We start from the raw sequence: 23,953 nt of genomic DNA on the forward strand, positions 1-23,953 counted from the left end.
GCAATCCTTGAGAGTTAGACCGGCTTGGCGCCCATAAGACCGGCAATGGTCACGAAACATGCGGCGCTGAACACCGCCAGCACCAGGGTGAACGCCAGGCCGCTGGCAACCTTGGCCACCCGCAGGCGGTTGAGGCGCACCATCAGCCACAGCCAGGCCAGGGCCCCCAGGGTATAGAGCACACTGGAACCCAGGACCCAGGTCTGCCCCAGCGGCCAACCCACCAGATGCACCAGCCACCAACCGCTGAACGGCAATGTCAGCATGCCCAGCGCCAGCAACAGCCAGCCGAACAGGCCCGGACGGTGCAGCACCCGGCTATAAACCGTGGCATCCCCCTGGCGGCGCAGGCGCCAGACCCAGATCGCCAGCCCCAGCGCACTGCCCAATAGCAGCACGGTGGCCAGTACATGAAGCGTCTTCAGCGTGGTCAGTGTTTCCATGTTTTCGCTTCCTTAAGGCTCCGATCCTCAGCGTAGTCGTTCAGCCGAGGAACAGCTGGTAGGCCGGGTTGTCGCTTTCATCCCAGTACGGATAGCCAATCTGCTCCAGCGCCGCGGGCACCAGGTGACGTTCATCGGCCGGCACTTGCAGGCCGGCGACTACCCGGCCATCCGCCGCACCATGGTTGCGGTAGTGGAACATCGAGATATTCCAGCGCCCGCCCAGCTTGTTGAGGAAGTTGAACAGCGCCCCCGGACGCTCCGGGAACTCGAAACGCAGCACCACTTCGTCGCTGACCTTCTCGGCATGGCCGCCGACCATATAGCGGATGTGCAGCTTGGCCAGTTCGTTGTCGGTCAGGTCGATCACCGGAAAGCCCTGCTCGGTCAGGCTGGCGATCAGGGCGCTGCGCGGATCGTTTTCCGGGTGGGTCTGCACGCCAACGAAGATGTGCGCTTCGCTGCCGGTGTTGTAGCGGTAGTTGAATTCGGTGATCTGGCGCTTGCCCACCGCCTCGCAGAAGGCCTTGAAGCTGCCGGGCTTCTCGGGGATGGTCACGGCGATGATGGCTTCGCGGCCTTCGCCCAGTTCGGCGCGCTCGGCCACGTGGCGCAGGCGGTCGAAGTTGACGTTGGCCCCGGAGTCGATGGCCACCAGGGTCTGCCCGCTGATACCGCGCTGCTCGACGTACTTCTTGATCCCGGCAACGCCCAGGGCGCCGGCAGGTTCGGTGATCGAGCGGGTATCGTCGTAGATATCCTTGATTGCCGCACAGATCTCGTCGGTACTGACGGTAATCACTTCATCCACATAATCCTTGCAGATGTCGAAGGTGTGCTGGCCAATCTGCGCCACCGCCACGCCGTCGGCGAAGATCCCCACGGTCGGCAGCACCACGCGCTCACCGGCGGCCATGGCCGCCTGCAGGCAGTTGGAGTCGTCCGGCTCGACGCCGATGACCTTGATCTGCGGGCGCAGGTACTTCACATAGGCCGCGATACCGGCGATCAGGCCGCCGCCGCCGACCGGAACGAAGATCGCATCCAGCGGGCCGGGGTGCTGGCGCAGAATCTCCATGGCCACCGTGCCCTGCCCGGCAATGGTGTGCGGATCATCGTAGGGATGGATGTAGACGTAGCCCTTCTCGTCCACCAGCTTCAGGGAGTAGGCCAGCGCTTCAGGGAAGGTATCACCGTGCAGCACCACCTTGCCGCCACGGGAGCGCACGCCCTCGACCTTGATCTCGGGGGTGGTCTTGGGCATCACGATAGTGGCCTTGACCCCCAGCACCTTGGCCGCCAGGGCCAGGCCCTGGGCGTGGTTGCCCGCCGACGCAGTGACCACGCCGCGGGCGCGCTCGGCATCGCTGAGCTGGGTCAGCTTGTTGTAGGCACCACGGATCTTGAACGAGAACACCGGCTGCAAGTCTTCACGCTTGAGCCAGATCTGATTGCCCAGCCGCTCGGAGAGCTGGCGGGCAGTCTGCAATGGGGTTTCTACGGCAACGTCATAAACGCGCGAGGTGAGGATCTTCTTGACGTACTGTTCGAGCATCGGAAAGCATCACTGAGCGGGTTGGGCAGGGCCAGGGAGTCTAACCCAGCGTTTGCCCGGGCGACCACACGAATACAGAGGTTTTAGCCGCCCCCTCGCCTTCTCTGAAGCCCGGCCGATTAGCCAAACGGGCAATGACCTGATCTGCCGCGGCGCCTATAATGCCGGCCTTTGTGCCCCCCTTGCCCGCTTCGGAGCCCGCATGACCCAGGATCAACTCAAACAGGCCGTTGCCCAGGCCGCCGTCGACCTTATCCTCCCGAAACTCGATGACAAGAGCATCGTCGGGGTCGGCACCGGCTCCACCGCCAACTGCTTCATCGATGCCCTGGCCCTGCACAAGGGTGCCTTCGACGGCGCCGTGGCCAGCTCCGAAGCCACCGCCGCGCGCCTCAAGGGCCACGGGATTCCGGTCTACGAGCTCAACACCGTGAGCGACCTGGAGTTCTACATCGACGGCGCCGACGAAAGCGACGAGCACCTGAACCTGATCAAGGGCGGCGGCGCCGCCCTGACTCGGGAAAAGATCGTCGCCGCCGTGGCCAAGACGTTCATCTGCATCGCCGACGCCAGCAAGCTGGTGCCGGTGCTGGGCAACTTCCCGCTGCCCGTGGAAGTGATCCCCATGGCCCGCAGCCACGTGGCCCGTGAACTGGTGAAACTGGGCGGCGACCCGGTGTACCGCGAAGGCGTGATCACCGACAACGGCAACATCATCCTCGATGTGCACAACATGCAGATCACCAATCCGGTGGAACTGGAAAGCCAGATCAATGCCATTGTCGGCGTGGTCACCAATGGCCTGTTCGCTGCACGCCCCGCCGACGTGCTGCTGCTGGGTACCGCCGAAGGGGTGAAGACCCTCAAGGCCTGAGCCGGCCTGCGGATTGGAGCCGGCGAGCGGGCGAAGGCGGTTTTGAAGGCCTCTTCGCTGGCAAGCCGGCTCCTACATCGGTTTCTTGAAGACGTAGAACAGGTTCGGTTCGCTCACCAGGTACAGGGTGCCGGCGTCATCCATGGCCATCCCTTCCGCCTGAGGCACTGCCTTGCTCAGGCCCTGGCGCCACTTGCCCAGGGCCAGGGTACTCAGCGGGCGCCCCTCGACATCCAGCTCCACCACCAGCCGCGACTCGTCCGACAGTGCCAGCAGGTGGCCACTGCGCTCGTCGTATTGCAGGCTGGATAGATCACGCACGAACAGACCAGCATCGCGCTTGGGGTTGTTCACCACATGCATCCCGTAGGACTGCTCCGGATCTTGATGGGGGAAGCCCTGCACTTCGTAGATCAGCATCGGGTCGCGCTCCTTGGCGACGAACAGGCGCTTGCCCTGGGAGTCGTAGGCCAGCCCCTCAAAGCCTTTGTTGCCGGCAAGGTGCACGCCCAGGGTTATCTGCTCGGCTTCTGCCGCATCCACCGCCGTGGTTTCATCGTCCAGCTGGATCTTGATCAGCCGGTGCTGGCGCTCGTCGCTGATCACGTAGGTATTGGCACTGATGAACTCCACCGCTTCCGGATCGCCAAAGCCCACCAGAGCGATGCGGCGCAGGATCTGCCCGTCCAGGGACAGCTCGATCAGTTCGGAATTCTTGTTGGTCACGGTGAACAGGCTATTGCGCAGCGGATCGTAGGTCAGCGCCGAGACCTCATCCAGGCCCTCGATGGGCTGCGCCTCCAGCACGACCCGGTAATCGCCCAGCCCCAGGGATTGGGGGGCCGCCACCTGCCAGTAGGATTGCCAGTCGAACCAGGCGCGCTGCCACAACCTGTGGTTATGGACAAACACCGCCAGCAGCACGGCCATCAGGCAGAGGATCAGGTAAAGGGGTTGCAGGCGGGTGAGGCGATACATGGCGGGCAGGCTCGAAATCAGGACAGGCTGATGAAATATCACAGCCGCCTGAATTAAAGCTTAATGCCCTGAATGGCCCGGCTCGAGTGCCAGGCTAGGGCTCACTGCTTTTCGAAGCGATAGAACAGGTTGGGCTCGCTGACCATGTAGAGGTTGCCGGCCTCATCCATGGCCACCCCTTCGGCCCGGGGAATGGTTTTTTCCAGGCCATTGAAGCCACCGAGCAGGGCCATGAAGCTGACCTGTTCGCCCTGCTCGTCCAGCTCCAGCAGCAGATGGGAATCAGCCGACAGCACCAGGGTATGGCCGGTGCGCGGGTCGATGCCCAGGGCCGAAAGGTTGCGCAAGTCGAGCTCGTCGCTGGCCAGCTTCTGCTTGTCGCCCTTGAGTACCTGGCTACCGTCGCTGCTCCAGGTAAACAACGCCGGCGGGCGCTCCTCCCCCAGCAGCAACTGTTGCTTGCGCGGGTTCCAGGCAATGGCTTCGAACGCCTTGTTCTGGTCTGCCGAAGGGCCCAGGTCGTATTTGGGGAAGTCCGCAACATTCAGCGACTGGGTATTGGCATCAACCTTGACGATCACCAGCGAATGCTCGCGCTCATCGACAATCGCCAGCAGGCCATTCTCCAGGACCGCAACCCCTTCCGGGTTGCTCCAGCCCACCAGAGGCATCTTGCGCAGGACGTCGCCTTGCAGCGACAGCTCCACCAGGAATGGGTTTTTGCCCATTACCGAAAACAAGGTCTTGGTCTGGGGGTTATAGGAAAGATCGGAGGCTTCGTCCCGCTCCATGCCTGGCAGGACCTTGGCGTCGATCACTGCCCGGTAGCTGGGCAGCCAGATACTGGAGCTGCGTTCGGCGGTACTGACAAAACCTTCCTGAACCCAGAGAGCCCCACGATCATCCCAATGCATGAGGCTGGCTACGCCATAGCAGATCACGCCCGCCAACAGCAGCCAGGAATACCAGCGCATGCGCAATCGCAAGCGGCGGATGAGACGAGGTTTAGGTAGAGGGTGGGCGTCCATCACACAGATTCCAGAAACGCGGCCAAAGGTAGTAGCACAGGGATTTCAGATCCGCGAACCATAAGCTTCGGAATTATCCGGGATAAAATGTGAAAAAACGGTTAAAGCCGCTGATCTCTCTGCGCCGGGCCCAGGATTACCGGGCCCAGCGCAGAAAGATTCGGATCAACGGACGCTGCTGGTGAAACGGCTGGCACCGGGAAGCTCCAGCACCAGCTCATCGCCGACATTCAGCGGCCCAACCCCGACCGGCGTGCCCGTGAGGATCACATCGCCGGCCTGCAGGGAGAAACAACCGGCCATGTACTGGATCATCGGCACTATGGGGTTGAGCATGATGGCGCTGTTGCCGTCCTGGCGTACTTCACCGTTGATGGTCAGGCGGATGCCGATGTCGGTCAGGTCGGCGAAGGTACTGCCCACCACAAAGGGCGCGATCACCGCCGCGCCGTCGAACGACTTGGCGATTTCCCAGGGCAGGCCCTTGGCTTTGAGTTCGGCCTGCTTGTCCCGCAGGGTCAGGTCCAGTGCCGGGGCAAAGCCGGAAATGGCATCCAGCACTTCTTCGCGGCCGGGTTTGGTGGAGAGCGGCTTGCCGATCAACACCGCGATTTCCGCTTCGTAGTGCACCGAACCACGCTCGGTGGGAATCGCGAACCCACCTTCCAGGGGCACCACACAACTGCCCGGCTTGATAAACAACAGGGGTTCGGTAGGTACCGGGTTGTCCAGCTCCTTGGCGTGCTCGGCGTAGTTGCGACCGATGCACACCACCTTGCCCACCGGAAAATGGATCCGGGTACCGTCGACATACTGGTGCTGATAGCTCATTACCGACTCCTGCTTGTGTGCGTTATCTGGACACTACCCGGCCTCAGATCGCGAAGATCTTGCCCGGGTTCATGATGCCGTTCGGGTCGAACGCGGCCTTGACCGCCTTCATGTACTCGATCTCCACCGGCGAGCGGCTGTAGGTCAGGTAATCACGCTTGGTCATGCCCACGCCGTGTTCCGCGGAAATCGAGCCGTTGTACTTCTCGACCGTCTCGAACACCCACTTGTTGACCGTCGCGCACTTGGCAAAGAACTCGTCCTTGCTCAGGTTGTCCGGCTTGAGGATGTTCAGGTGCAGGTTGCCGTCGCCGATGTGGCCGAACCAGACGATTTCGAAGTCCGGGTAGTGCTTGCCGACGATGGCGTCGATTTCCTGAAGGAAGGCCGGGACTTTCGACACAGTGACCGAAATGTCGTTCTTGTATGGCGTCCAGTGGGAAATGGTCTCGGAAATGTATTCGCGCAGCTTCCACAGGTTGTGCAACTGGGTTTCGCTCTGGCTCATCACGCCGTCCAGCACCCAGCCCTGCTCGACACAGTGCTCGAAGGTTTCCAGGGCGTGGTTGGCCACTTCCTCGGTGGTGGCTTCGAACTCCAGCAGCGCATAGAACGGGCAGTCGGACTCGAACGGTGCCGGTACGTCGCCACGGGCCAGGACCTTGGCCAGGGCCTTGTCGGAGAAGAACTCGAAGGCCGTCAGATCCAGCTTGCCCTGGAAGGCGTGCAACACGGGCATGATCGAGTCGAAATCAGGGGTGCCCAGGACCATCGCCGTGAGGTTCTTCGGGGCCCGGTCCAGGCGCATGGTGGCCTCGACCACGAAGCCCAGGGTGCCCTCGGCGCCGATGAACAGCTGGCGCAAGTCATAGCCGGTGGCGTTCTTGATCAGGTCCTTGTTCAGCTCCAGCAGGTCGCCCTTGCCGGTGACCACCTTCATGCCAGCCACCCAATTGCGGGTCATGCCGTAGCGAATCACCTTGATTCCGCCGGCATTGGTACCGATATTGCCGCCAATCTGGCTGGAACCTGCAGAAGCGAAATCCACCGGGTAGTACAGGCCGTTTTCTTGCGCCAGGTTCTGCAACTGCTCGGTGACCACGCCCGGCTGGCACACTGCGGTGCGGTCGGTCAGGTTCAGGTCGAGGATCTGGTTCATATAGTCGAAGGACACCACCACCTCGCCGTTGGCTGCCACCGCTGCCGCCGAAAGCCCGGTGCGACCGCCCGAAGGCACCAGCGCAACCTTGTGCTGATTGGCCCAGCGCACAATGGCCTGGACCTGCTCGATGGTTTTCGGAAACACAATGGCTGTCGGGGCCGGGGCGAAATGCTTGGTCCAATCCTTGCCATAAGCATTCAGGGAGTCAGCGTCGGTCAGCACCTTGCCAGGCTCAACCAGGGTCTTCAGCTCATCAATCAGGGCAGGATTGGTCATCGACAGAACTCTCGAACAATTCATGGTCATCCTGAGAACGCTTCACGTCGCAGGAATGAGTGTTTAGCGGGGCGCGTATGCTAGCATACCGCCCCCGCAGGAGAGTGCCCAAGGGCCTTTCTGCGGTGTCGGCCCAGTGCCGCCCAGGTCAGCTCAAGCTGTCCACTTCCCTGCCATTTTTCTCCGGGACACAGGTTTACGCAGATGAGCAAGACTTCTCTCGATAAGAGCAAGATCAAGTTCCTTCTCCTCGAAGGCGTCCACCAATCCGCTGTCGACGTCCTCAAGGCCGCCGGCTACACCAGCATCGAGTACCTCACCGGTTCTCTGCCGGAAGCCCAGCTCAAGGAAAAGATCGCCGATGCACACTTCATCGGCATTCGCTCCCGCACTCAACTGACCGAAGAGATCTTCGACCACGCGAAGAAACTGGTCGCAGTGGGCTGCTTCTGCATCGGCACCAACCAGGTTGACCTGTCCGCCGCTCGTGAGCGCGGCATCGCGGTGTTCAACGCGCCGTACTCCAACACCCGTTCGGTTGCCGAGCTAGTGCTGGCCGAGGCCATCCTGCTGCTGCGCGGCATCCCCGAGAAAAACGCTTCCTGCCACCGTGGCGGCTGGATCAAGAGCGCGGCCAACTCCTTCGAAATCCGTGGCAAGAAGCTGGGTATCGTCGGCTACGGCTCCATTGGTACGCAGTTGTCGGTCCTGGCTGAAGGCCTGGGCATGCAGGTGTTTTTCTACGACACCGTGACCAAGCTGCCACTGGGCAACGCCACCCAGGTGGGCAACCTGCACGAACTGCTGGGCATGTCCGACATCGTCACCCTGCACGTGCCGGAAACCGCGGCCACCCAGTGGATGATCGGCGAGAAGGAAATCCGCGCCATCAAGAAGGGCGGCATCCTGATCAACGCCGCCCGCGGCACCGTGGTCGAGCTGGACGCCCTGGCGGACGCGATCAAGGACAAGCACCTGATCGGCGCGGCCATCGACGTATTCCCGGTGGAGCCGCGCTCCAACGACGAAGAGTTCGAAAGCCCGCTGCGCGGCCTGGACAACGTGATCCTGACCCCGCACATCGGCGGTTCCACCGCTGAAGCCCAGGCCAACATCGGCCTGGAAGTGGCAGAAAAACTGGTCAAGTACAGCGACAACGGTACCTCGGTGTCCTCGGTCAACTTCCCTGAAGTGGCGCTGCCGGCCCACCCGGGCAAGCACCGTCTGCTGCACATCCACGAGAACATTCCGGGCGTGATGAGCGAGATCAACAAGGTCTTCGCCGAAAACGGCATCAACATCTCCGGCCAGTTCCTGCAGACCAACGAGAAGGTCGGCTACGTGGTGATCGACGTCGACGCCGAGTACTCGGACCTGGCGCAAGAGAAGCTGCAGCACATCAACGGCACCATCCGTTGCCGCGTGCTGTTCTAAGCCTCGACCGCGGCACAAAAAAGGGAGCCCACTGGGCTCCCTTTTTTATCGTGTTTACGATTATTTCACTGTTACTGTGATTTTCTTGGAAACGATCACCGGGTTGAAAGGCACGTGGTTCTTGTCCCCCAGTTCCAGTTGCAGGGTGTGCTTGCCGGGTGTCAGGGTCACTTCGGTTTCGGTCTGGGCCTTGCCGAAGTGCAGGTGGTTGGCGTCCATCGGGATCGGCAGGTTCTCGGCAGGCAACTGATCGACATCGATCAGCAGGTGATGGTGGCCGGTGTTGGCGGTCTGATCGCCCGCCGGAGCCAGGGCGATGCCTTCAACGCCGAACTTGACCTTGAAGGTCTTGTCCACGGTGGCCCCGTCGGCCGGGGAAACGATAGTCACCTTGGCGCCGGCAGGTGCCTCGGTACGCGGAATTTCCGCTGCACCGGCCAGCATCGAGGTTCCCAGCAACAGACCGGCCAAAGCAGCACGCGACATAAAAATTTTCATTATCTTCTCCAGTTTTTCCGCAAATCTTTTACGGTTATGACAACTTCGTGGCAATTCGTTGTCGAAGGCACTCAACACCTTAGCAAAGCGAGCCTGAACGGCGCATCGCTCATATAAATTCAAGGAGTGACCATGCGTTTCCTGCCTGGCCTGTTACTTTTGCTGCCCCTTGCGAGCACTTGCGCTCAAGCCGAACTGATGGACGATATCAATGACCGCGGCGAGCTGCGCATCGCCCTGGAAGCCGATACGCCGCCCTTCAATTTCAAGGACGACGGCAAACTCACCGGTTTCGAGGTGGAGTTGGGGCAACTGCTGGCCAGTGAACTGGACGTACGCGCGGACTTCGTGGTGACCGAGGCCGCCGAACTGCTCCCGGGAGTGGAAAGCGGCAAGTTCGACGTGGCGATCAACCACATAGCAATGACCCCGGAACTCAAGGATCGTTTCGATTTCAGCGAACCCTACAGCTATTCCAGTGCGCAGTTGATTGTGCGCAAGGAAGAGCAGCGTCCGCTGTTTTCCCTGCAGGCCCTGCGCGGCCAGGCGCTGGGGGTGGCCCAGGGCAGCCAGTTCGTCGATCAGGCGCGGACTGTGGAAGGGATCAACCTGCGCAGCTACGCCGATGCCCAGCAGCCGATCAAGGACGTGGCGGACAAGCAGATCGACGCCGCCATCAGCGATCGCCTGCTGATTCCCTACGCCATTCGCGACAGCCGCCTGCCGGTGAAAGAAGGCGCCAAGGTCGGACCGACCCTGAGCCTGGCGATCCCCTTCCAGAAAGGTAACCCGGCGTTTCGCGCGAGCCTGGACAGCGCCTTGCAGCGGATCAAGGCCGACGGGCGCCTGATGGCCCTGTCGGAGAAATGGTTCGGCATGGACGCGAGCAAACCGCCGAAGGCCGAAGCCGGGCAGTAAACGACACAAGCTGCCTGGATTGACCTGTAGCCGCAGCCTGCGAACGGACCGAAGGGACGCAGGGGCTTCATGGCCGCCAGAGGTCGGCGGAAACCGTCAAGCAAGGCCCTTAGGGCCTTTTCTCAGCCTCGCTAAAGCTCGGCAGCGGCTACGAGGACAATGCAGCCAGGGCGCTGGCGGCCTCGGGCAGTTGCAGCTCGCTGAAGACTTGCACCCCGTGCTGCTTGAGCAACGCGGCGGTGACGCCCTCCCCCGAAACCTTGACCCCGCTGAAGCTGCCGTCATAGGTCAGCAGGTTGCCACAGGATGGGCTGTGGGCCTTGAGCACGGCAACACGGATCCGGTGCTTTTCCACCAGCTCCAGGGCCTGGCGGGCGCCAGCCAGGAACTGGGCACTGACATCTTCACCTTCGCAGGTCATCACCGGTGCCCGGCCCTCAAGCACATCGACACCCTGCCCGCCGGGGATCTCCGCTGGCGCCCGTGGCGTGGGCAAACCACCAGCAACCTCCGGACACAGGGCAACCACTCGTCCCTCTTGCTGCCAGGCGGCCAGTTGATCGAACGGGCCGCTGGCACCGCCGTCGTAGCGTACGCGGTGGCCCAACAGGCAGCGGCTGACCAGGATCTTGTGCATATTCAGAACGGCTCGTTACCACGGCGCCGGAACCAGCCGGTCAGGGACAGGCGTTCCCGGGTCGCAGGCATGACTTCATGGGGGACTTCGCCGGAAAGAAACACCACCAGCCGCCCCCCGACAGGGACTACATCGTATTGCCCCCGGTCATTGAGGTACATGCGCAATTGCCCGCCCTGCTCGGGCAGCCACTCCTCATTGAGGTAGACCACCGCCGAGACCATGCGCCGGTCGTCATCGCGAAAGCGATCCACGTGGCGCTTGTAGAAGGCTCCCGGCGGGTACATCGCGAAATGGCATTCGAAATCTTCAAGCCCGAGGAACAGGCCTCGGTTCAGAGCCTCGCGCAGGCTGTCCATCAGTTCCAGGTAGCTATCGCAGGCCTGGGCCTGACCGGGTTCGAGCCACTGGATATGGTCGCCGCGAATACCCTCGCGGATCTCCTGGGCCGGCCCGCGTCCTACCGCCGCCGGCGCCAGTTCACCTTCAGCCGCACGTTTACGGCACTCAGCCGCCAGTTCGAGGGTCAGAGCCTCGGACAGGAAGACATTTTGCTGCGACCAGCCACAGGCGGCCAGGTCGTCGACAATGTTCAACAACAGCGGATGATCAGAGGGTATTTGCATGGCGCGCATAGTATCCAGCCTCAGAAAAATCTGACAGAGCCGCAGAGCGGAGGATGAAGCATTTTTTTCAATGGGCTTACACATCATCGGTTTGCCGAGGGATGCTGATACGAATTCTCGACAACCACCCTCTTGCCCCGGAGAATAGTCGCCTGCTGACAGGAGTCCTTATGCGCCGTTTGCTTTTCTCACTGTTGATCCTCTGCGCCTTGCCTGCCTGGGCAGACAGCCACGACCAGTTGTACCAGGTCGCCGGTTGGGCGCAACAGCGCGCGCATTTCAACGATGCCCTCAGCGCCGCCCAGCAGCGCTACCAGAGCAGCCTGCCGCCGGCGGTCTATCAAGCCCTGGTGGACAACAGCAACCAGCGCTTCGCACCTCAGGCCGTGGACCGTCGCGCCGAGGCCCAACTGCGGCAGAACCTGGCGGACCCCGCACCGGCCCTGGCCTTCTTCCAGTCGCCCCTGGGCCGCAAGATCGTCGCCGCCGAACTGCTGGCGACTCGCCGCGACCAATTGGCCAAGAACGCCCAGGGCCTGCCGAAGATGCAGGCCAGCGACAACCGCCAATTGATCATCGGCCACCTGGCCCAGGCCCTGCCGGCCCGGGAAGCGGGTGCAGAGGTGAGCCTGGCGATTGCCGGTGTCGCTGCCGACAGCCTGAGCCAGATGATTCCCGGCCTGCTGGGGGGCGGCCAGGCCCAGGGCATGCTCAACGGCCAGCGCCAGCGGCTGATGCAGCAGATCGGCAACGACCTGAACAACACCTTGCTGTACGTCTATCGGGATCTGTCCGACACGGAGCTGGAAGAGTTCGCCACCTTCGCCGAATCCAGCGAAGGCAAGGCCTACTACCAGGCCGCCCTGGCGGCGATTCGCGCCGGCCTGGCGGTCGGCCAGAGCACTTCCAGCCTCGCCCCCTGACCCGGCAACTCGCCTGTGACCGCTGCCGAGCCCACAGGCCCTTGCCTGGCAATCGCCTGACGAGCCTGCAGTAGCCTTGGGCTCTTGCGTCCCTTCGGGCCGTTCGCAGCCTGCGGCAGCGGCTGCACCAATCTCTAGAGGTGCTGGGTCAGAAAGGCGAAGTACTGATCGCGATACAACGGGATTTCATTGGCCAGGTGGTGCCGCGCATCGGGCAGCATCAACAGCTCGGGCGCGGCGAACTTGCCGCGAATCACCTGCAGATTGTGCTGCCAGTCCACGGTCATGTCCGCATCCCCCTGAACGATCAACGGCTGCCTGGAGCTGCGGGGCGCCGCCTCCAGGCGCTTGATCCAGCGCGACAGCGCTCCCACCCAGGCCGTCGGCAAGCGTTGCGGCTGCAACGGGTCGACCTGCAGGAACGCGAGGAAATCCGGGTCGTTGGAGTTTTCGCTGAAGCGCCGGGCAATGCCGGTGACGAAGGGCCGCAGCGCGTAATAACTGAGCATCGACCAGCCCCAGGCCCGCGGCCGCACCAGCGGCGAGAGCAGCATCACCTGGCCCTGGGCCGGGCTCTCGGCGCCCTGGTTGAGCAGGTGGTCCATGATGATCGCGCCGCCGGTGCTTTGCCCGAACAGGTGCCAGGGCTCGGGGAGTTCCAGGGACCGGGCCTCGGCGAACAGGCCTTGCAGCACCCGCTGGTACACCGCGAAATCATCGATACTGGCCCGCTCGCCACTGGTAAGGCCGTGCCCGGGCAGGTCGCAGGAAATCACCACGAAACGCCGTTGCAGCGCCCACTCGATCACATGCCGGTACAAGCCCATGTGGTCATAGAAGCCGTGGAACAGAAACAGCGTGGCCCGTGGCTGCTCCGGCCACCAGACCTGGCTCACCACGTCGTAGCCGTCCACCTGGAAACGCCCCAGGCGGCTGCGCGGCACCAGCGCCCGCCCGGCGAAATCCAGCCCATAGAAGCGCTGGTAGGCCTGCCCCTCCACCGACAAAGGCTGCCCGGCGACCAGAGGTTGCAGGCTGGCACGCAGGTGGTCGGGGTCGAAAGTGGCGGGCATAGAGAATTCCAAAGCGGGGGTACCGGCGACAAAACGGGCTTTCTGGGCCTGCGATATTCATCTGTCGCGGCAAGCATGGCAAGCTACGCGACCTTCGAGGACCGATCTTAATGCGCCAGTCTTACCGCACGCCCCTGCTTGCCAGCCTGCTCGTCCTGATCTGCGCCGTGGTGCTGTGGAACGCCTACGAATGGTTCCAGGGCCGCTATCTGCGGGCGTTCAGCGAGCACACCGCGATGTTCTCCGGCGACCCGTTGCAACTGCCCGCCGAACTGGCCGGCCCCGGGGCGATCCGCCTGGTGCATTTCTGGGACCCGGCCTGCCCCTGCAATGTCGGTAACCAGCAGCACCTGGCCGAGCTGATCGAAACCTATGGCCCGCGGGGCGTGGAGTTCTATGCCGTACAGAAGCCCGGCAGCCATGGCCAGCTACCCGCCACCCTGAGCCGCCTGAAGCACCTCGACAGCCTGCCCGGAGCGGAACAGATCCCCGCCAGCCCGGCAGTGGCGATCTGGGACCGCAACGGCAAGCTGGCCTACTTCGGCCCCTACAGCGAAGGCCTGACCTGCAATTCCAGCAACAGCTTCATCGAGCCCATCCTCCAGGCCCTTGAGGACAATCGCCCGGTCAGCGCCACCCACACCCTGGCCATCGGCTGCTACTGCCCCTGGCCGGCCGAACAAGGCATTCGCGACTAATCAAGGACTGCCTCCTGCGCGGGGCCCCTGACTTGTGCTAAATCTCTGCAGCTCTCCCAAGGCGGCATTGAATACAACAACAGCAAGGAGCCCGCATGAAACGCAGCCTGACCGTCGTCGCCGTACTGATCCTCGCCCTGTTGGCAGGGCTTGCCGGCTACCTGTACAGCAAGCAGCCGACGCGTCAGGGCCAGGTCGAGCTCAATGGCCTGCAAGGCTCGGTCACCGTGCGTTACGACGAACGCGGGGTGCCGCACATTCGCGCCGAAAACGAAGCCGACCTGTACCGCGCCCTGGGCTACGTGCACGCCCAGGACCGGCTGTTCCAGATGGAAGTGCTGCGGCGCCTGTCCCGGGGCGAGCTGGCAGAGGTGCTGGGGCCCAAGCTGGTGGACACCGACAAACTGTTCCGCAGCCTGCGGATTCGCGAACGGGCCGACAGCTATATCGCCGGGCTCGACCATCAGTCACCCGCCTGGAAGGCCCTGGAAGCCTATCTGGACGGCATCAACCAGTATCAGGACAGCCACGCCAGCCCCATCGAGTTCGACGTCCTGGGTATCCACAAGCGGCCTTTCACCGCAGAAGACACCGTCAGCGTCGCCGGTTTCATGGCCTACAGCTTTGCCATGGCCTTTCGCACCGAGCCGCTGCTGACCTACATCCGCGACGAGCTGGGCAATGACTACCTGAAGGTGTTCGACCTCGACTGGCAGCCCAAGGGCGTGCTGGCCAAGGGCAAGACCCAACCTTCAGCACCACTGGCCACCGTCGACTGGCAGGGCCTGGGCCGAATCGCCCGCCTGAGCCAGCAAGCCCTGGAAGAAGCCGGGCTGCCGCAATTCGAGGGCAGCAATGCCTGGGTGGTTTCCGGCTCGCGGACCAAGAGCGGCCGCGCGCTGCTGGCCGGCGACCCGCATATCCGCTACTCGCTGCCGTCGGTGTGGTACGAGGCCCAGCTCTCGGCCCCTGGCTTTGAACTCTACGGTCATCACCAGGCCCTGGTGCCCTTCGCCTTTCTCGGCCACAACCTGGACTTCGGCTGGAGCCTGACCATGTTCCAGAACGATGACCTCGACCTGATCGCCGAAAAGGTCAACCCGGAGAACCCCAATCAGGTCTGGTTCCACGACAAGTGGGTGGACCTGATCACCAGCGAGCAGCAGATCGCCGTCAAGGGCCAGGCCCCGGTGACCCTGACCCTGCGCCAGTCGCCCCACGGCCCGATCATCAACGACATGCTCGGCACCACCGTGGGCAAGGCGCCGATCGCCATGTGGTGGGGTTTCCTGGAAACCCCGAACCCGATCCTCGACGGCTTCTACCAGCTCAACCGCGCAGACACCCTGGCCAAGGTCCGCGCTGCGGCCGCCAAGGTCCATGCACCGGGCCTGAACATCGTCTGGGCCAACGCCAAGGGCGACATCGGCTGGTGGGCGGCGGCGCTCCTGCCCAAGCGCCCGGCGGAGGCCAAGCCGGCCTTCATCCTCGATGGCAGCACCAGCCTGGCGGACAAGGAAGGCTTCTACCCCTTCAGCGCCAACCCCCAGGAAGAGAACCCGGCCCGGGGCTATATCGTCTCGGCCAACTTCCAGCCGGTATCCCCCACCGGCATGGAGATCCCCGGCTACTACAACCTGGCCGACCGTGGTCAGCAACTGGATCGGCAGCTCAGCGACAAGAGCCAGAAATGGGACCTGGAGAACACCCAGAAACTGCAGTTGGGCACCACCACCGCCTACGGGCCGCGCCTGCTGGCGCCGCTGTTGCCGGTGTTGCGTGAAGTGGTCAGCGACCCCGAGGAACTGAAGCTGGTGGAGCAACTGGCGAAATGGCAGGGCGACTATCCTCTGGAATCCACCAGCGCGACGCTGTTCAACCAGTTCCTGTTCAACCTGGCCGATGCCACTTTCCATGAAAAACTCGGCGACGCCTATTTCGACGCCCTGATCCAGGCCCGGGTGGTGGACGCCGCCCTGCCCCGGCTGGCGGCGGACCCCGACTCGCCCTGGTGGGACAACCGCACCACGCCCCAGCGCGAAAGCCGCGCCGACACGGTCAAGCTGGCCTGGCGCGCCAGTATCGACCACCTGCGCCTGACCCTGGGCGCCAACCCGGCGCAATGGCGCTGGGGCCAGGCCCACACGCTGACCCACGGCCACCCGCTGGGCATGCAGAAGCCCCTGGACCGGCTGTTCAACGTCGGCCCCCTGGACGCCCCCGGTAGCCACGAGGTGCCGAACAACCTCACCGCCAAGATCGGCCCGGCGCCCTGGTCAGTGGTCTACGGGCCCTCGACCCGGCGCATCATCGACTTCGCCGACCCGGCCCACAGCCTGACCATCAACCCGGTGGGCCAGAGTGGCGTGCTGTTCGACAAGCATTACGACGATCAGGCCGAAGCCTATATCGAAGGGGTCTACCAGCAGGCGCACTTCAGCGACGAGGAAGTCACCGCCAACACCCGCAGCACCCTGAAGCTGCTGCCGGCACGCCCCCGGGTCCCCGCGCCTTGACCAGCGGCGGGTGTAGAAGCGAGCTGGCCAGCGAAGAGGCCCGCAAGCCCTGCACTCCGCTGAAGGACGCCTTCGCCGGCAAGCCGGCTCCTACAAGGGTACGGTGCTGAAGTTCAGGCGGAACTGTTGCGGGGTCAGCCCCAGGCGCCGGTTGAACACGCTGCGCATGTGCTGGGCATCGCGAAAACCGCAGGCGTAGGCCACGGTCTTGAGCGGCGCCGCGCTGCGTTCGAGCATCCCCCGCGCCGCATCCATCCGCGCGCCTTCGACAAATTCCGCCGGAGTCACCCCCGCTTCTCGAACGAACACTCGGGCAAAATTGCGCGGGCTCATGTTCACCGCCCGGGCCAGCTCGGCAATGCTCAGGTCCGCCTGCAACCGGTCCTGCACATGCTGCTGGACCCGAGCCACGGTGGAGGTGGCCTCGGCCTGGGGCAGCAGAAACGGGCTGAACTGCGACTGCCCCCCCGTGCGCTGGGTGAACACCACCAGACGCTTGGCCACGCTCAGGGCCACCCCCGCACCATGATCCTGGGCCAGTAGGTACAGCGACAGGTCGATGCCGGCGGTGACCCCCGCCGAAGTGAACAGCCTGCCGTCCTGGACGTACAGTCGATCAGCCTCGACCCGAGTGCCCGGGCACAGCGCAGCCAGCGCCGGCGCATCGCTCCAGTGGGTGGTCACCGTGCGCCCTTCCAGCAACCCGGCCCGGGCCAGGATGAACGCGCCGTTGCAGATCGAGCCGAAGCCCTTGGCCCGGGCGCAGGCCTCCCGCAGCCAGGCGTAGAAGGCAGGGCTGAACTGGCTGCCAGGCACCTGCGGGCCGCCTGCCACCAGCAACAGGTCAAAGGGCTCCAGGGCCTGGGTGAAGGAACAATGGGCGTGTAACAGCAGGCCATTGGAACAGGCCTGCGCCCCAGTCTCGACGCCAATCACCCGCAAGCGGTAGTGATCCTCGGCCGGCAGAAACCGGTTGGCTTCGCAAAACACATCCATGGGCCCGGTGACATCGAGAGCCTGGACACCCGGAAAAACCAGCACGGCAACGCTTCTACCCATGGTGCAAACAGCCCTCAGTGACCCGCGCCCGGCAACCCCGAGCGGCGGGCAATTGTCGCAAGCAAAGCTCGGGGGAACATAGCACTGGCAGGAAATGCACGCAGGTTGGCCGGGATCGCAGCCCCGGTGCGATTGTGGGCCGAAAGGGCCGGTAACAGACTGAAGGCTCCAGCGCCAGCACGGCGCCCGCCACGAGGAACGCCCCATGAGCTCCACCATCGCCGGGATCCGGATACCCGACAGCGCCCTGGCCCGAGCCACCACCGAGTACATCCGCGATGTCGAATCCGACCTGCTTTATCACCACTCGCGCCGGGTGTTCCTGTTCGGCGCCCTGAGCGGCGAACGCCGGCAGCTGGCTTACGACCCGCAGTTGCTCTACGTCGGCGCCATGTTCCACGACCTGGGGTTGGTGGAGGGCCTGCGCAGCGCCGACCAGCGCTTCGAAGTCGACGGCGCCAACGCCGCACGCGACTTTCTCCAGCCCTACGGCCTCAGCGCCGACGATATCGAGCAGGTCTGGCTGTCCATCGCCTTGCACACCACCCCAGGCATCCCCCAGCACCTGCGCCCTACCGTGGCCCTGGTCACCGCCGGGGTCGAGATGGATGTGCTGGGCATCGACTACGCCGCGTTCCCCGCGGCCCAGCGTGAAGCCGTGGTCCACGCCCACCCGCGCGGTGAAGGCTTCAAGGAATGCATCATCTGCGCCTTCGCCGACGGCCTGCGCCATCGCCCGCAAACCACCTTCGGCAACGTCAAGACCGACGTCCTGGCCGACCAGCAGCCAGGGTTCAAGGCGTTGAATTTCGTCGAGGTGATTCGCCGTTCACCCTGGCAATCCTGACCCACCACCAGCGTTTCAGGCGCTGGCTGGCCAGCGAAGAGCCCTGCAAGCCCAATCCCCTTCTGAAGGACGCTTGCCCCGGCAAGGGCCAATAAAAAACCTCGCTCCCGGAAACCGGGGCGAGGTTTTTTGATGACACAACTGCAACTCAGGCGGTTTCCGGCGCCTGGGCCCGACGCACGTCCGGCTGTTTCCAGGAATCGGCAGCGCTTTCCTCGATGGCCTGCTGGATCGCCCGCTTGCGGGCTTCTTCGGCGCGCCGGCTGAAGAACCAGACCAGGAAGGTCACCAGGGACACCGCCAGCAGGATCAGGCTGGCCACGGCGTTGATCTCAGGCTTCACCCCCAGGCGCACCGCCGAGAACACTTCCATCGGCAAGGTGGTGGAGCCCGGGCCGGAAACGAAGCTGGCCAGTACCAGGTCATCCAGGGACAGGGCGAAGGACATCATGCCGCCCGCCGCCAGCGAAGGCGCGATCATCGGGATGGTGATCAGGAAGAACACCTTCCACGGCCGCGCGCCCAGGTCCATGGCCGCCTCTTCGATGGACAGGTCCAGCTCACGCAGGCGAGCCGACACCACCACTGCCACATAGGCGGCGCAGAACGTGGTGTGGGCGATCCAGATGGTGACGATGCCGCGCTCCTGAGGCCAGCCGACCGCCTGGGCCATGGCCACGAACAGCAGCAGCAAGGAAAGACCGGTAATCACTTCCGGCATCACCAGCGGCGCGGTGACCAGGCCACCGAACAGGGTACGACCCTTGAAGCGGGTGATCCGGGTCAGCACAAACGCCGCCAGGGTGCCCAGTGCCACCGCCGCTACAGCGGTGTAGCAGGCGATTTCCAGGGAGCGCATCACCGAGCCCATCAGTTGCTGGTTATCCAGCAGGCCGATGTACCACTTGATTGACCAGCCGCCCCACACCGTCACCAGCTTGGAGGCGTTGAACGAGTAGATCACCAGGATCAGCATCGGCAGGTAGATGAACAACAGGCCGAGCACCAGCATCAGGCTGGAGAAACTGAAGCGCTTCATTCCTTGCCCTCCATTTCCTTGGCCTGACTGCGGTTGAACAGGATGATCGGCACAATCAGGATCGCCAGCATCACCACCGCCAGGGCGGATGCCACCGGCCAGTCACGGTTGTTGAAGAACTCTTGCCACAGCACCTTGCCGATCATCAGGGTTTCCGGACCGCCCAGCAGTTCCGGAATCACGAACTCACCCACCACCGGGATGAACACCAGCATGCAGCCGGCGATGATGCCGTTCTTGGACAGCGGCACGGTGATTTTCCAGAAGCTGTTGAAGGTACTCGAACCCAGGTCGGCCGCGGCCTCCAGCAGGCTGGTGTCGTGTTTCACCAGGTTCGCGTACAGCGGCAGGATCATGAACGGCAGGTAGGAATAGACCACACCGATATACACCGCGATGTTGGTGTTGAGGATCTGCAGCGGCTCGTTGATCCAGCCCATGGACATCAGGAAGCCATTGAGCAGGCCGTTGTTGCTGAGGATGCCCATCCAGGCATAGACGCGGATCAGGATCGCGGTCCAGGTCGGCATCATGATCAGCAGCACCAGCACCGTCTGCAATTCCTTGCGGGCACTGGCGATGGCGTAGGCCATCGGGTAGCCGATCAGCAGGCAGAGGATGGTGCTGAAGAACGCCATCTTCAGCGAGCCAAGGTAGGCGGCGATATAGAGTTCGTCGTCGCCGAGCATCGCGTAGTTGCCCAGGTTCAGCAGCAACTGCAGCTTCTGGTCGACGTAGCTGTAGATCTCGGTGTACGGCGGAATGGCCACGTCCGCTTCGGCGAAGCTGATCTTCAGGACGATGAAGAACGGCAGCATGAAGAACAGGAACAGCCAGATGAACGGAACCCCGATGACCAGCTGACGGCCACCGGGAATTATTCGATTGAGTCGGCGCTTGAGCTTTCGCATGTTCATGAGCGCAGTACCACGCCGCTGTCGTCTTCCCACCAGACGTAGACCTGGTCACCCCAGGTCGGCCGCGCACCACGGCGCTCGGCGTTGGCGACGAAGGATTGCACCAGCTTGCCGCTCGGCAGCTCGACGTAGAACACCGAGTGGCCGCCCAGGTAGGCAATGTCGTGGACCTTGCCGCTGGACCAGTTGTACTCGCAGGTCGGCATCTCGGCAGTCACCAGGAGCTTTTCCGGGCGGATCGCGTAGGTCACCGATTTGTCCTGCACCGAAGTGCTGATGCCGTGGCCGACATAGATGCTGCGGTCCAGGTCCTTGCAGGTGATCAGCGCGTGACCCTCGGCATCGTCCACCACTTCACCCTCGAAGATGTTGACGTTGCCGATGAATTCGCAGACCAGGCGGCTGACCGGGGTCTCGTAGATGTCGATCGGGCTGCCGATCTGGGCGATCCAGCCCAGGTGCATGATGGCGATGCGTTCGGCCATGGTCATGGCCTCTTCCTGGTCGTGGGTCACCATTACGCAGGTCACGCCCACGCGCTCGATGATCTCCACCAGTTCCAGTTGCATCTGCGAGCGCAGCTTCTTGTCCAGGGCGCCCATGGGCTCGTCCAGCAAGAGCAGCTTGGGACGCTTGGCCAGGGAACGGGCCAGGGCCACGCGCTGGCGCTGGCCGCCGGAGAGCTGGTGCGGCTTGCGCTTGGCGTACTGGCTCATCTGCACCAGCTTGAGCATCTCTGCCACCCGGGCGTCGATCTCGGCGGCAGGGATCTTGTCCTGCTTGAGGCCGAAGGCGATGTTCTGGGCCACGGTCATGTGGGGGAACAGGGCGTAGGACTGGAACATCATGTTGATCGGCCGCTCGTAGGGCGGCATGTCAGTGATGTCTACACCATCGAGGAAGATTCGCCCCTCCGTTGGCCGTTCGAAACCGGCCAGCATCCGCAGCAAGGTGGACTTGCCTGAACCCGAACCGCCGAGCAGGGCGAAGATCTCGCCCTTCTTGATTTCCAGGGACACATCGTCCACGGCAACCGTCTCGTCGAACTTCTTCGTGACCCGGTCGATTTTGACCAGCACCTGCTTAGGTGTCTGGTCGCCCTCGAGGGCTTTCTTATAGGCGCCGGAGGCAACTGCCATTTGCGAAACTCCCAACAAAATTTGCAGCCCGCCCCATGCGGGCGGACCTTGGATAGTTTGAGCCTGTGGAACTATTTACCCGTCTTGACCTTGGTCCAGCTGCGGGTCATCAAGCGTTGGATATTGGGTGGCAACTCGGTGGACACGTAGGTCTTGTCGAGCACTTCCTGCGGTGGGTAGACCGCTTCGTCGGTGCGGATGGACTGCTCCATCAGCTTGTCCGACCCGGGGTTGGGGTTGGCATAACCGACATAGTCACTGACCTGAGCGATCACTTCAGGTTGCAGCAAATAGTTGATGAAGGCGTGGGCCTGCTTGACGTTGGTCGAATCCTTGGGGATCGCCAGCATGTCGAACCACAGGGCACCGCCCTCCTTCGGAATCGCATAGGCGATGTTCACACCCTTGCCGGCATCGGCGGCCCGGGCCTTGGCCTGGAACACATCGCCGGAAAACCCGATGGCCACGCAGATATTGCCGTTGGCCAGGTCCGAGATGTACTTGGACGAATGGAAGTAGGTCACGTAAGGACGCACTGCCAGTAACGTGGCCTCGGCCTTCTTGTAGTCCTGGGGGTTGGTGCTGTTGGCGTTCAGGCCCAGGTAGTTGAGGACCGTGGGCATCATCTCGTCGGCGGAGTCGAGGAAGGCCACGCCGCAGCTGTTGAGCTTCTTGATGTTCTCCGGCTCGAACAGCACGCTCCAGGAATCGATCTTGTCCACGCCCAGGGCGGCCTTGACCTTGTCGACGTTGTAGCCGATGCCGTTGGTACCCCACAGGTACGGCACCGCGTACTGGTTGCCCGGGTCGTTCATTTCCAGACGCTTGAGCAGTACCGGGTCAAGGTTCGAATAGTGGGTCAGCAGGCTCTTGTCGAGCTTCTGGAAAGCCCCGGCCTTGATCTGCTTGCCCAGGAAGTGGTTGGACGGCACGACCACGTCATAACCGGTACGGCCGGCCAGCAACTTGCCTTCCAGGGTTTCATTGGAATCGAATACGTCATACACCGGCTTGATACCGGTGGCCTTTTCAAACTCGGCCAGGGTGTTCTGACCGATGTAATCGGACCAGTTATAAATATGCACGGTCGGTGCAGCCTGGACGCCAGCCATCAGCGTCAGGCCGGCGGCGGCCAGCATGGCTTTGCGAAATAAAGAAATAGGCAAGTGGAGGTCCTCTTAAATAGTTGGGCCCAAGTTGCCCCGCGCTACCTGACAGCCTCCAAGCTGCCCAGCAACAAAACCGGCGCGCAACTTACCCTCGATAAACCAATCCAGCAAAACTTTCTGTCATTTAATTGTTTCCTGTTGCCGCCCTCGCCACGACGACGGCAACAGGGAGTGCTGCAAATCGGCCTATTTGCCGGATTTGATCTTGGTCCAGCTGCGGGTCAGGATGCGCTGGGTCGCGGCCGGCAGGTCGGCGATCGCGTACAGCTTGGCCTGCACCTCAGCTGGCGGGTAGACGCCCGGGTCGCTGGTGATGTCTTTATCGACCAATGGGGTTGCAGCCGCGTTACCGTTGGGGAAACGCACGGCGTTGGTGATTTCGGCCATGACTTCAGGCTTTTGCAGGAAGGTCATGAACTTGTAGGCGCCTTCGACGTTTTCCGCGTCTTTGGGGATGGCCACCATGTCATAGAAGCTGCCAGCACCCTCTTTGGGGATGTTGTAGCTGACCTTGACCTTGTCACCGGCTTCGGCGGCACGGGCCTTGGCCTGGTAGATGTCGCCCGAGTAACCCACGGCGACGCAGATGTTGCCGTTGGCCAGGTCGGAGATGTACTTGGAGGAGTGGAAGTAGGCGATCGAAGGACGGATCTTGAGGAACAGCGCTTCGGCTTCAGCCAGTTGCTTCTTGTCCTGGCTGTCGGTCGGGTAGCCCAGGTAGTGCAGCGCCACCGGAATCATCTCGGTTGGCGAATCGAGGAAGCTGACGCCGCAGGCCTTCAGCTTCTCAGCGTTCTCAGGCTTGAACAGCAGGTCCCAGGAGTTGGTCGGTGCATCGGCACCCAGCGCGGCCTTGACCTTCTCGGCGTTGAAGCCGATACCGATCGAGCCCCACATGTAAGGGAAGGCATGCTTGTTGCCCGGGTCGCTCACCGAAACCGCCTTGAGCAGCGATTCGTTGAGGTTCTTCCAGTTCGGCAACTTGGAGCGGTCCAGTTCCTGGTAGACACCGGCCTTGATCTGCTTGGCCAGGAAGTTGTTGGAAGGCACCACAACGTCATAACCGGACTTGCCGGCGAGCAACTTGGCTTCCAGGGTTTCATTGCTGTCGAACACGTCGTAGACAACCTTGATGCCCGACTCGGCTTCAAACTTCTTGATGGTGTCCGGCGCGATGTAATCGGACCAGTTGTAAACGTGCAGCACTTTATCGTCCGCTTGTGCCGCCGCCATCACGCCCATCAGGGACATGGCGAGGAGGGTCTTGCCAGCTAACTTCATACCTAATGCCTTCATGCGTAATGCTCCAATTA

General features: G+C 62.8%; 23 protein-coding genes. 7 read left to right on the forward strand and 16 right to left on the reverse strand.

All coding sequences use genetic code 11. The annotated features are described in order from the left end of the window. Nucleotides 1-14: 14 nt before the first annotated feature. Entirely contained in the window at nucleotides 15-443 is a 429-nt protein-coding gene (locus BLS75_RS22610) for a DUF2269 family protein (RefSeq protein ID WP_011064077.1), read from the reverse strand. Between the two features lie 40 nt (nucleotides 444-483). Then, a complete protein-coding gene (ilvA, locus tag BLS75_RS22615; RefSeq protein WP_072451822.1) occupies nucleotides 484-1,998 on the reverse strand; it encodes a threonine ammonia-lyase, biosynthetic in 1,515 nt (504 codons plus the stop codon). Nucleotides 1,999-2,200: 202 nt separating this feature from the next. Here ilvA and rpiA point away from each other — a divergent pair, with 202 nt between their 5' ends. Beyond that, the gene (gene rpiA, locus BLS75_RS22620; RefSeq protein WP_016963479.1) at nucleotides 2,201-2,872 is read left to right on the forward strand and encodes a ribose-5-phosphate isomerase RpiA; all 672 of its coding nucleotides are present in this window, start codon (nucleotides 2,201-2,203) and stop codon (nucleotides 2,870-2,872) included. A gap of 72 nt (nucleotides 2,873-2,944) precedes the next feature. Here rpiA and BLS75_RS22625 read toward each other — a convergent pair whose 3' ends face one another. The 4 genes from BLS75_RS22625 to BLS75_RS22640 form a co-directional block, all read right to left on the reverse strand. Further along, nucleotides 2,945-3,850 carry an SdiA-regulated domain-containing protein gene (locus tag BLS75_RS22625; RefSeq protein WP_015637404.1) on the reverse strand — a complete coding sequence of 302 codons (906 nt, stop codon included), beginning with the start codon at nucleotides 3,848-3,850 and terminating at the stop codon, nucleotides 2,945-2,947. Between the two features lie 101 nt (nucleotides 3,851-3,951). Further along, the gene (locus BLS75_RS22630) at nucleotides 3,952-4,878 is read right to left on the reverse strand and encodes an SdiA-regulated domain-containing protein (protein ID WP_072451823.1); all 927 of its coding nucleotides are present in this window, start codon (nucleotides 4,876-4,878) and stop codon (nucleotides 3,952-3,954) included. Between the two features lie 165 nt (nucleotides 4,879-5,043). Beyond that, complete coding sequence (locus BLS75_RS22635) at nucleotides 5,044-5,709, reverse strand: fumarylacetoacetate hydrolase family protein (RefSeq protein WP_072451824.1); 666 nt, start codon at nucleotides 5,707-5,709, stop codon at nucleotides 5,044-5,046. Nucleotides 5,710-5,752: 43 nt separating this feature from the next. After that, nucleotides 5,753-7,147: an FAD-binding oxidoreductase gene (locus BLS75_RS22640; protein WP_019093428.1), complete on the reverse strand. Its 1,395-nt coding sequence runs from the start codon at nucleotides 7,145-7,147 to the stop codon at nucleotides 5,753-5,755. Between the two features lie 204 nt (nucleotides 7,148-7,351). Between BLS75_RS22640 and serA the strand changes: the two genes are divergently transcribed. Continuing rightward, nucleotides 7,352-8,581: a phosphoglycerate dehydrogenase gene (gene serA / locus BLS75_RS22645; protein ID WP_011064084.1), complete on the forward strand. Its 1,230-nt coding sequence runs from the start codon at nucleotides 7,352-7,354 to the stop codon at nucleotides 8,579-8,581. Nucleotides 8,582-8,641: 60 nt separating this feature from the next. Here serA and BLS75_RS22650 read toward each other — a convergent pair whose 3' ends face one another. Continuing rightward, nucleotides 8,642-9,079, reverse strand: a complete 438-nt coding sequence (locus tag BLS75_RS22650; RefSeq protein ID WP_011064085.1) for a DUF4399 domain-containing protein — start codon at nucleotides 9,077-9,079, stop codon at nucleotides 8,642-8,644. Between the two features lie 132 nt (nucleotides 9,080-9,211). On the opposite strand from BLS75_RS22650, the gene BLS75_RS22655 reads away from it, so the two are divergent. Continuing rightward, entirely contained in the window at nucleotides 9,212-9,997 is a 786-nt protein-coding gene (locus BLS75_RS22655; RefSeq protein WP_011064086.1) for a transporter substrate-binding domain-containing protein, read from the forward strand. A 148-nt stretch (nucleotides 9,998-10,145) separates the two neighbouring features. Here the strand turns inward: BLS75_RS22655 and BLS75_RS22660 are convergent, their stop codons facing one another. Beyond that, nucleotides 10,146-10,634 carry a 2-thiouracil desulfurase family protein gene (locus tag BLS75_RS22660; RefSeq protein WP_011064087.1) on the reverse strand — a complete coding sequence of 163 codons (489 nt, stop codon included), beginning with the start codon at nucleotides 10,632-10,634 and terminating at the stop codon, nucleotides 10,146-10,148. A gap of 2 nt (nucleotides 10,635-10,636) precedes the next feature. Continuing rightward, nucleotides 10,637-11,269, reverse strand: a complete 633-nt coding sequence (locus tag BLS75_RS22665) for a 2OG-Fe(II) oxygenase (protein WP_011064088.1) — start codon at nucleotides 11,267-11,269, stop codon at nucleotides 10,637-10,639. A 161-nt stretch (nucleotides 11,270-11,430) separates the two neighbouring features. Here BLS75_RS22665 and BLS75_RS22670 point away from each other — a divergent pair, with 161 nt between their 5' ends. Then, the gene (locus tag BLS75_RS22670; RefSeq protein WP_072451825.1) at nucleotides 11,431-12,183 is read left to right on the forward strand and encodes a DUF2059 domain-containing protein; all 753 of its coding nucleotides are present in this window, start codon (nucleotides 11,431-11,433) and stop codon (nucleotides 12,181-12,183) included. A 134-nt stretch (nucleotides 12,184-12,317) separates the two neighbouring features. On the opposite strand, the gene BLS75_RS22675 is transcribed toward BLS75_RS22670, so the two are convergent. Continuing rightward, nucleotides 12,318-13,256 carry a phospholipase BipL gene (locus BLS75_RS22675; protein ID WP_011064090.1) on the reverse strand — a complete coding sequence of 313 codons (939 nt, stop codon included), beginning with the start codon at nucleotides 13,254-13,256 and terminating at the stop codon, nucleotides 12,318-12,320. A gap of 110 nt (nucleotides 13,257-13,366) precedes the next feature. On the opposite strand from BLS75_RS22675, the gene BLS75_RS22680 reads away from it, so the two are divergent. Together BLS75_RS22680 and BLS75_RS22685 are read left to right on the forward strand one after the other, a co-directional pair. Continuing rightward, entirely contained in the window at nucleotides 13,367-13,954 is a 588-nt protein-coding gene (locus BLS75_RS22680) for a DUF6436 domain-containing protein (RefSeq protein WP_019093425.1), read from the forward strand. 95 nt (nucleotides 13,955-14,049) lie between these two features. Next, a complete protein-coding gene (locus BLS75_RS22685; RefSeq protein WP_072451826.1) occupies nucleotides 14,050-16,470 on the forward strand; it encodes a penicillin acylase family protein in 2,421 nt (806 codons plus the stop codon). 90 nt (nucleotides 16,471-16,560) lie between these two features. On the opposite strand, the gene BLS75_RS22690 is transcribed toward BLS75_RS22685, so the two are convergent. Then, complete coding sequence (locus tag BLS75_RS22690; RefSeq protein ID WP_072451827.1) at nucleotides 16,561-17,529, reverse strand: GlxA family transcriptional regulator; 969 nt, start codon at nucleotides 17,527-17,529, stop codon at nucleotides 16,561-16,563. A gap of 205 nt (nucleotides 17,530-17,734) precedes the next feature. Here BLS75_RS22690 and BLS75_RS22695 point away from each other — a divergent pair, with 205 nt between their 5' ends. Next, nucleotides 17,735-18,376 (forward strand): HD domain-containing protein, encoded by a 642-nt coding sequence (locus BLS75_RS22695; RefSeq protein WP_011064094.1) that lies wholly within the window; start codon nucleotides 17,735-17,737, stop codon nucleotides 18,374-18,376. 148 nt (nucleotides 18,377-18,524) lie between these two features. Here the strand turns inward: BLS75_RS22695 and BLS75_RS22700 are convergent, their stop codons facing one another. The 5 genes from BLS75_RS22700 to BLS75_RS22720 all read right to left on the reverse strand — a co-directional run bounded on the left by BLS75_RS22700 (nucleotide 18,525) and on the right by BLS75_RS22720 (nucleotide 23,921). After that, nucleotides 18,525-19,415, reverse strand: coding sequence for an ABC transporter permease subunit (locus BLS75_RS22700; protein ID WP_011064095.1), 891 nt, complete (start codon nucleotides 19,413-19,415; stop codon nucleotides 18,525-18,527). Then, entirely contained in the window at nucleotides 19,412-20,293 is an 882-nt protein-coding gene (locus tag BLS75_RS22705) for an ABC transporter permease subunit (protein ID WP_169892555.1), read from the reverse strand. Before BLS75_RS22705 ends, BLS75_RS22700 begins: the two co-directional genes overlap by 4 nt. Before the next feature lie 35 nt (nucleotides 20,294-20,328). Beyond that, entirely contained in the window at nucleotides 20,329-21,471 is a 1,143-nt protein-coding gene (gene potA / locus BLS75_RS22710; protein ID WP_041120308.1) for an ABC transporter ATP-binding protein, read from the reverse strand. Nucleotides 21,472-21,542: 71 nt separating this feature from the next. Then, the gene (locus BLS75_RS22715; RefSeq protein ID WP_015637412.1) at nucleotides 21,543-22,637 is read right to left on the reverse strand and encodes a polyamine ABC transporter substrate-binding protein; all 1,095 of its coding nucleotides are present in this window, start codon (nucleotides 22,635-22,637) and stop codon (nucleotides 21,543-21,545) included. Between the two features lie 189 nt (nucleotides 22,638-22,826). Next, nucleotides 22,827-23,921: a polyamine ABC transporter substrate-binding protein gene (locus BLS75_RS22720; protein WP_047289832.1), complete on the reverse strand. Its 1,095-nt coding sequence runs from the start codon at nucleotides 23,919-23,921 to the stop codon at nucleotides 22,827-22,829. Between the last annotated feature and the right edge of the window lie 32 nt (nucleotides 23,922-23,953).

The sequence above is a fragment of the Pseudomonas sp. NFPP12 genome, assembly GCF_900103205.1.
Taxonomy (GTDB): Bacteria; Pseudomonadota; Gammaproteobacteria; order Pseudomonadales; family Pseudomonadaceae; genus Aquipseudomonas; species Aquipseudomonas protegens.

Coding starts and splice junctions, on each gene's coding strand:
- BLS75_RS22680 (WP_019093425.1), top strand. CDS start 13,367: ATGCGCCAGTCTTACCGCACGCCCCTGCTTGCCAGCCTGCTCGTCCTG.
- BLS75_RS22675 (WP_011064090.1), bottom strand. CDS start 13,256: ATGCCCGCCACTTTCGACCCCGACCACCTGCGTGCCAGCCTGCAACCT.
- serA (WP_011064084.1), top strand. CDS start 7,352: ATGAGCAAGACTTCTCTCGATAAGAGCAAGATCAAGTTCCTTCTCCTC.
- BLS75_RS22670 (WP_072451825.1), top strand. CDS start 11,431: ATGCGCCGTTTGCTTTTCTCACTGTTGATCCTCTGCGCCTTGCCTGCC.
- BLS75_RS22690 (WP_072451827.1), bottom strand. CDS start 17,529: ATGGGTAGAAGCGTTGCCGTGCTGGTTTTTCCGGGTGTCCAGGCTCTC.
- BLS75_RS22630 (WP_072451823.1), bottom strand. CDS start 4,878: ATGGACGCCCACCCTCTACCTAAACCTCGTCTCATCCGCCGCTTGCGA.
- BLS75_RS22660 (WP_011064087.1), bottom strand. CDS start 10,634: ATGCACAAGATCCTGGTCAGCCGCTGCCTGTTGGGCCACCGCGTACGC.
- BLS75_RS22695 (WP_011064094.1), top strand. CDS start 17,735: ATGAGCTCCACCATCGCCGGGATCCGGATACCCGACAGCGCCCTGGCC.
- potA (WP_041120308.1), bottom strand. CDS start 21,471: ATGGCAGTTGCCTCCGGCGCCTATAAGAAAGCCCTCGAGGGCGACCAG.
- rpiA (WP_016963479.1), top strand. CDS start 2,201: ATGACCCAGGATCAACTCAAACAGGCCGTTGCCCAGGCCGCCGTCGAC.
- BLS75_RS22640 (WP_019093428.1), bottom strand. CDS start 7,147: ATGACCAATCCTGCCCTGATTGATGAGCTGAAGACCCTGGTTGAGCCT.
- BLS75_RS22665 (WP_011064088.1), bottom strand. CDS start 11,269: ATGCGCGCCATGCAAATACCCTCTGATCATCCGCTGTTGTTGAACATT.
- BLS75_RS22685 (WP_072451826.1), top strand. CDS start 14,050: ATGAAACGCAGCCTGACCGTCGTCGCCGTACTGATCCTCGCCCTGTTG.
- BLS75_RS22625 (WP_015637404.1), bottom strand. CDS start 3,850: ATGTATCGCCTCACCCGCCTGCAACCCCTTTACCTGATCCTCTGCCTG.
- BLS75_RS22610 (WP_011064077.1), bottom strand. CDS start 443: ATGGAAACACTGACCACGCTGAAGACGCTTCATGTACTGGCCACCGTG.
- ilvA (WP_072451822.1), bottom strand. CDS start 1,998: ATGCTCGAACAGTACGTCAAGAAGATCCTCACCTCGCGCGTTTATGAC.
- BLS75_RS22650 (WP_011064085.1), bottom strand. CDS start 9,079: ATGAAAATTTTTATGTCGCGTGCTGCTTTGGCCGGTCTGTTGCTGGGA.
- BLS75_RS22700 (WP_011064095.1), bottom strand. CDS start 19,415: ATGAAGCGCTTCAGTTTCTCCAGCCTGATGCTGGTGCTCGGCCTGTTG.
- BLS75_RS22635 (WP_072451824.1), bottom strand. CDS start 5,709: ATGAGCTATCAGCACCAGTATGTCGACGGTACCCGGATCCATTTTCCG.
- BLS75_RS22720 (WP_047289832.1), bottom strand. CDS start 23,921: ATGAAGTTAGCTGGCAAGACCCTCCTCGCCATGTCCCTGATGGGCGTG.
- BLS75_RS22655 (WP_011064086.1), top strand. CDS start 9,212: ATGCGTTTCCTGCCTGGCCTGTTACTTTTGCTGCCCCTTGCGAGCACT.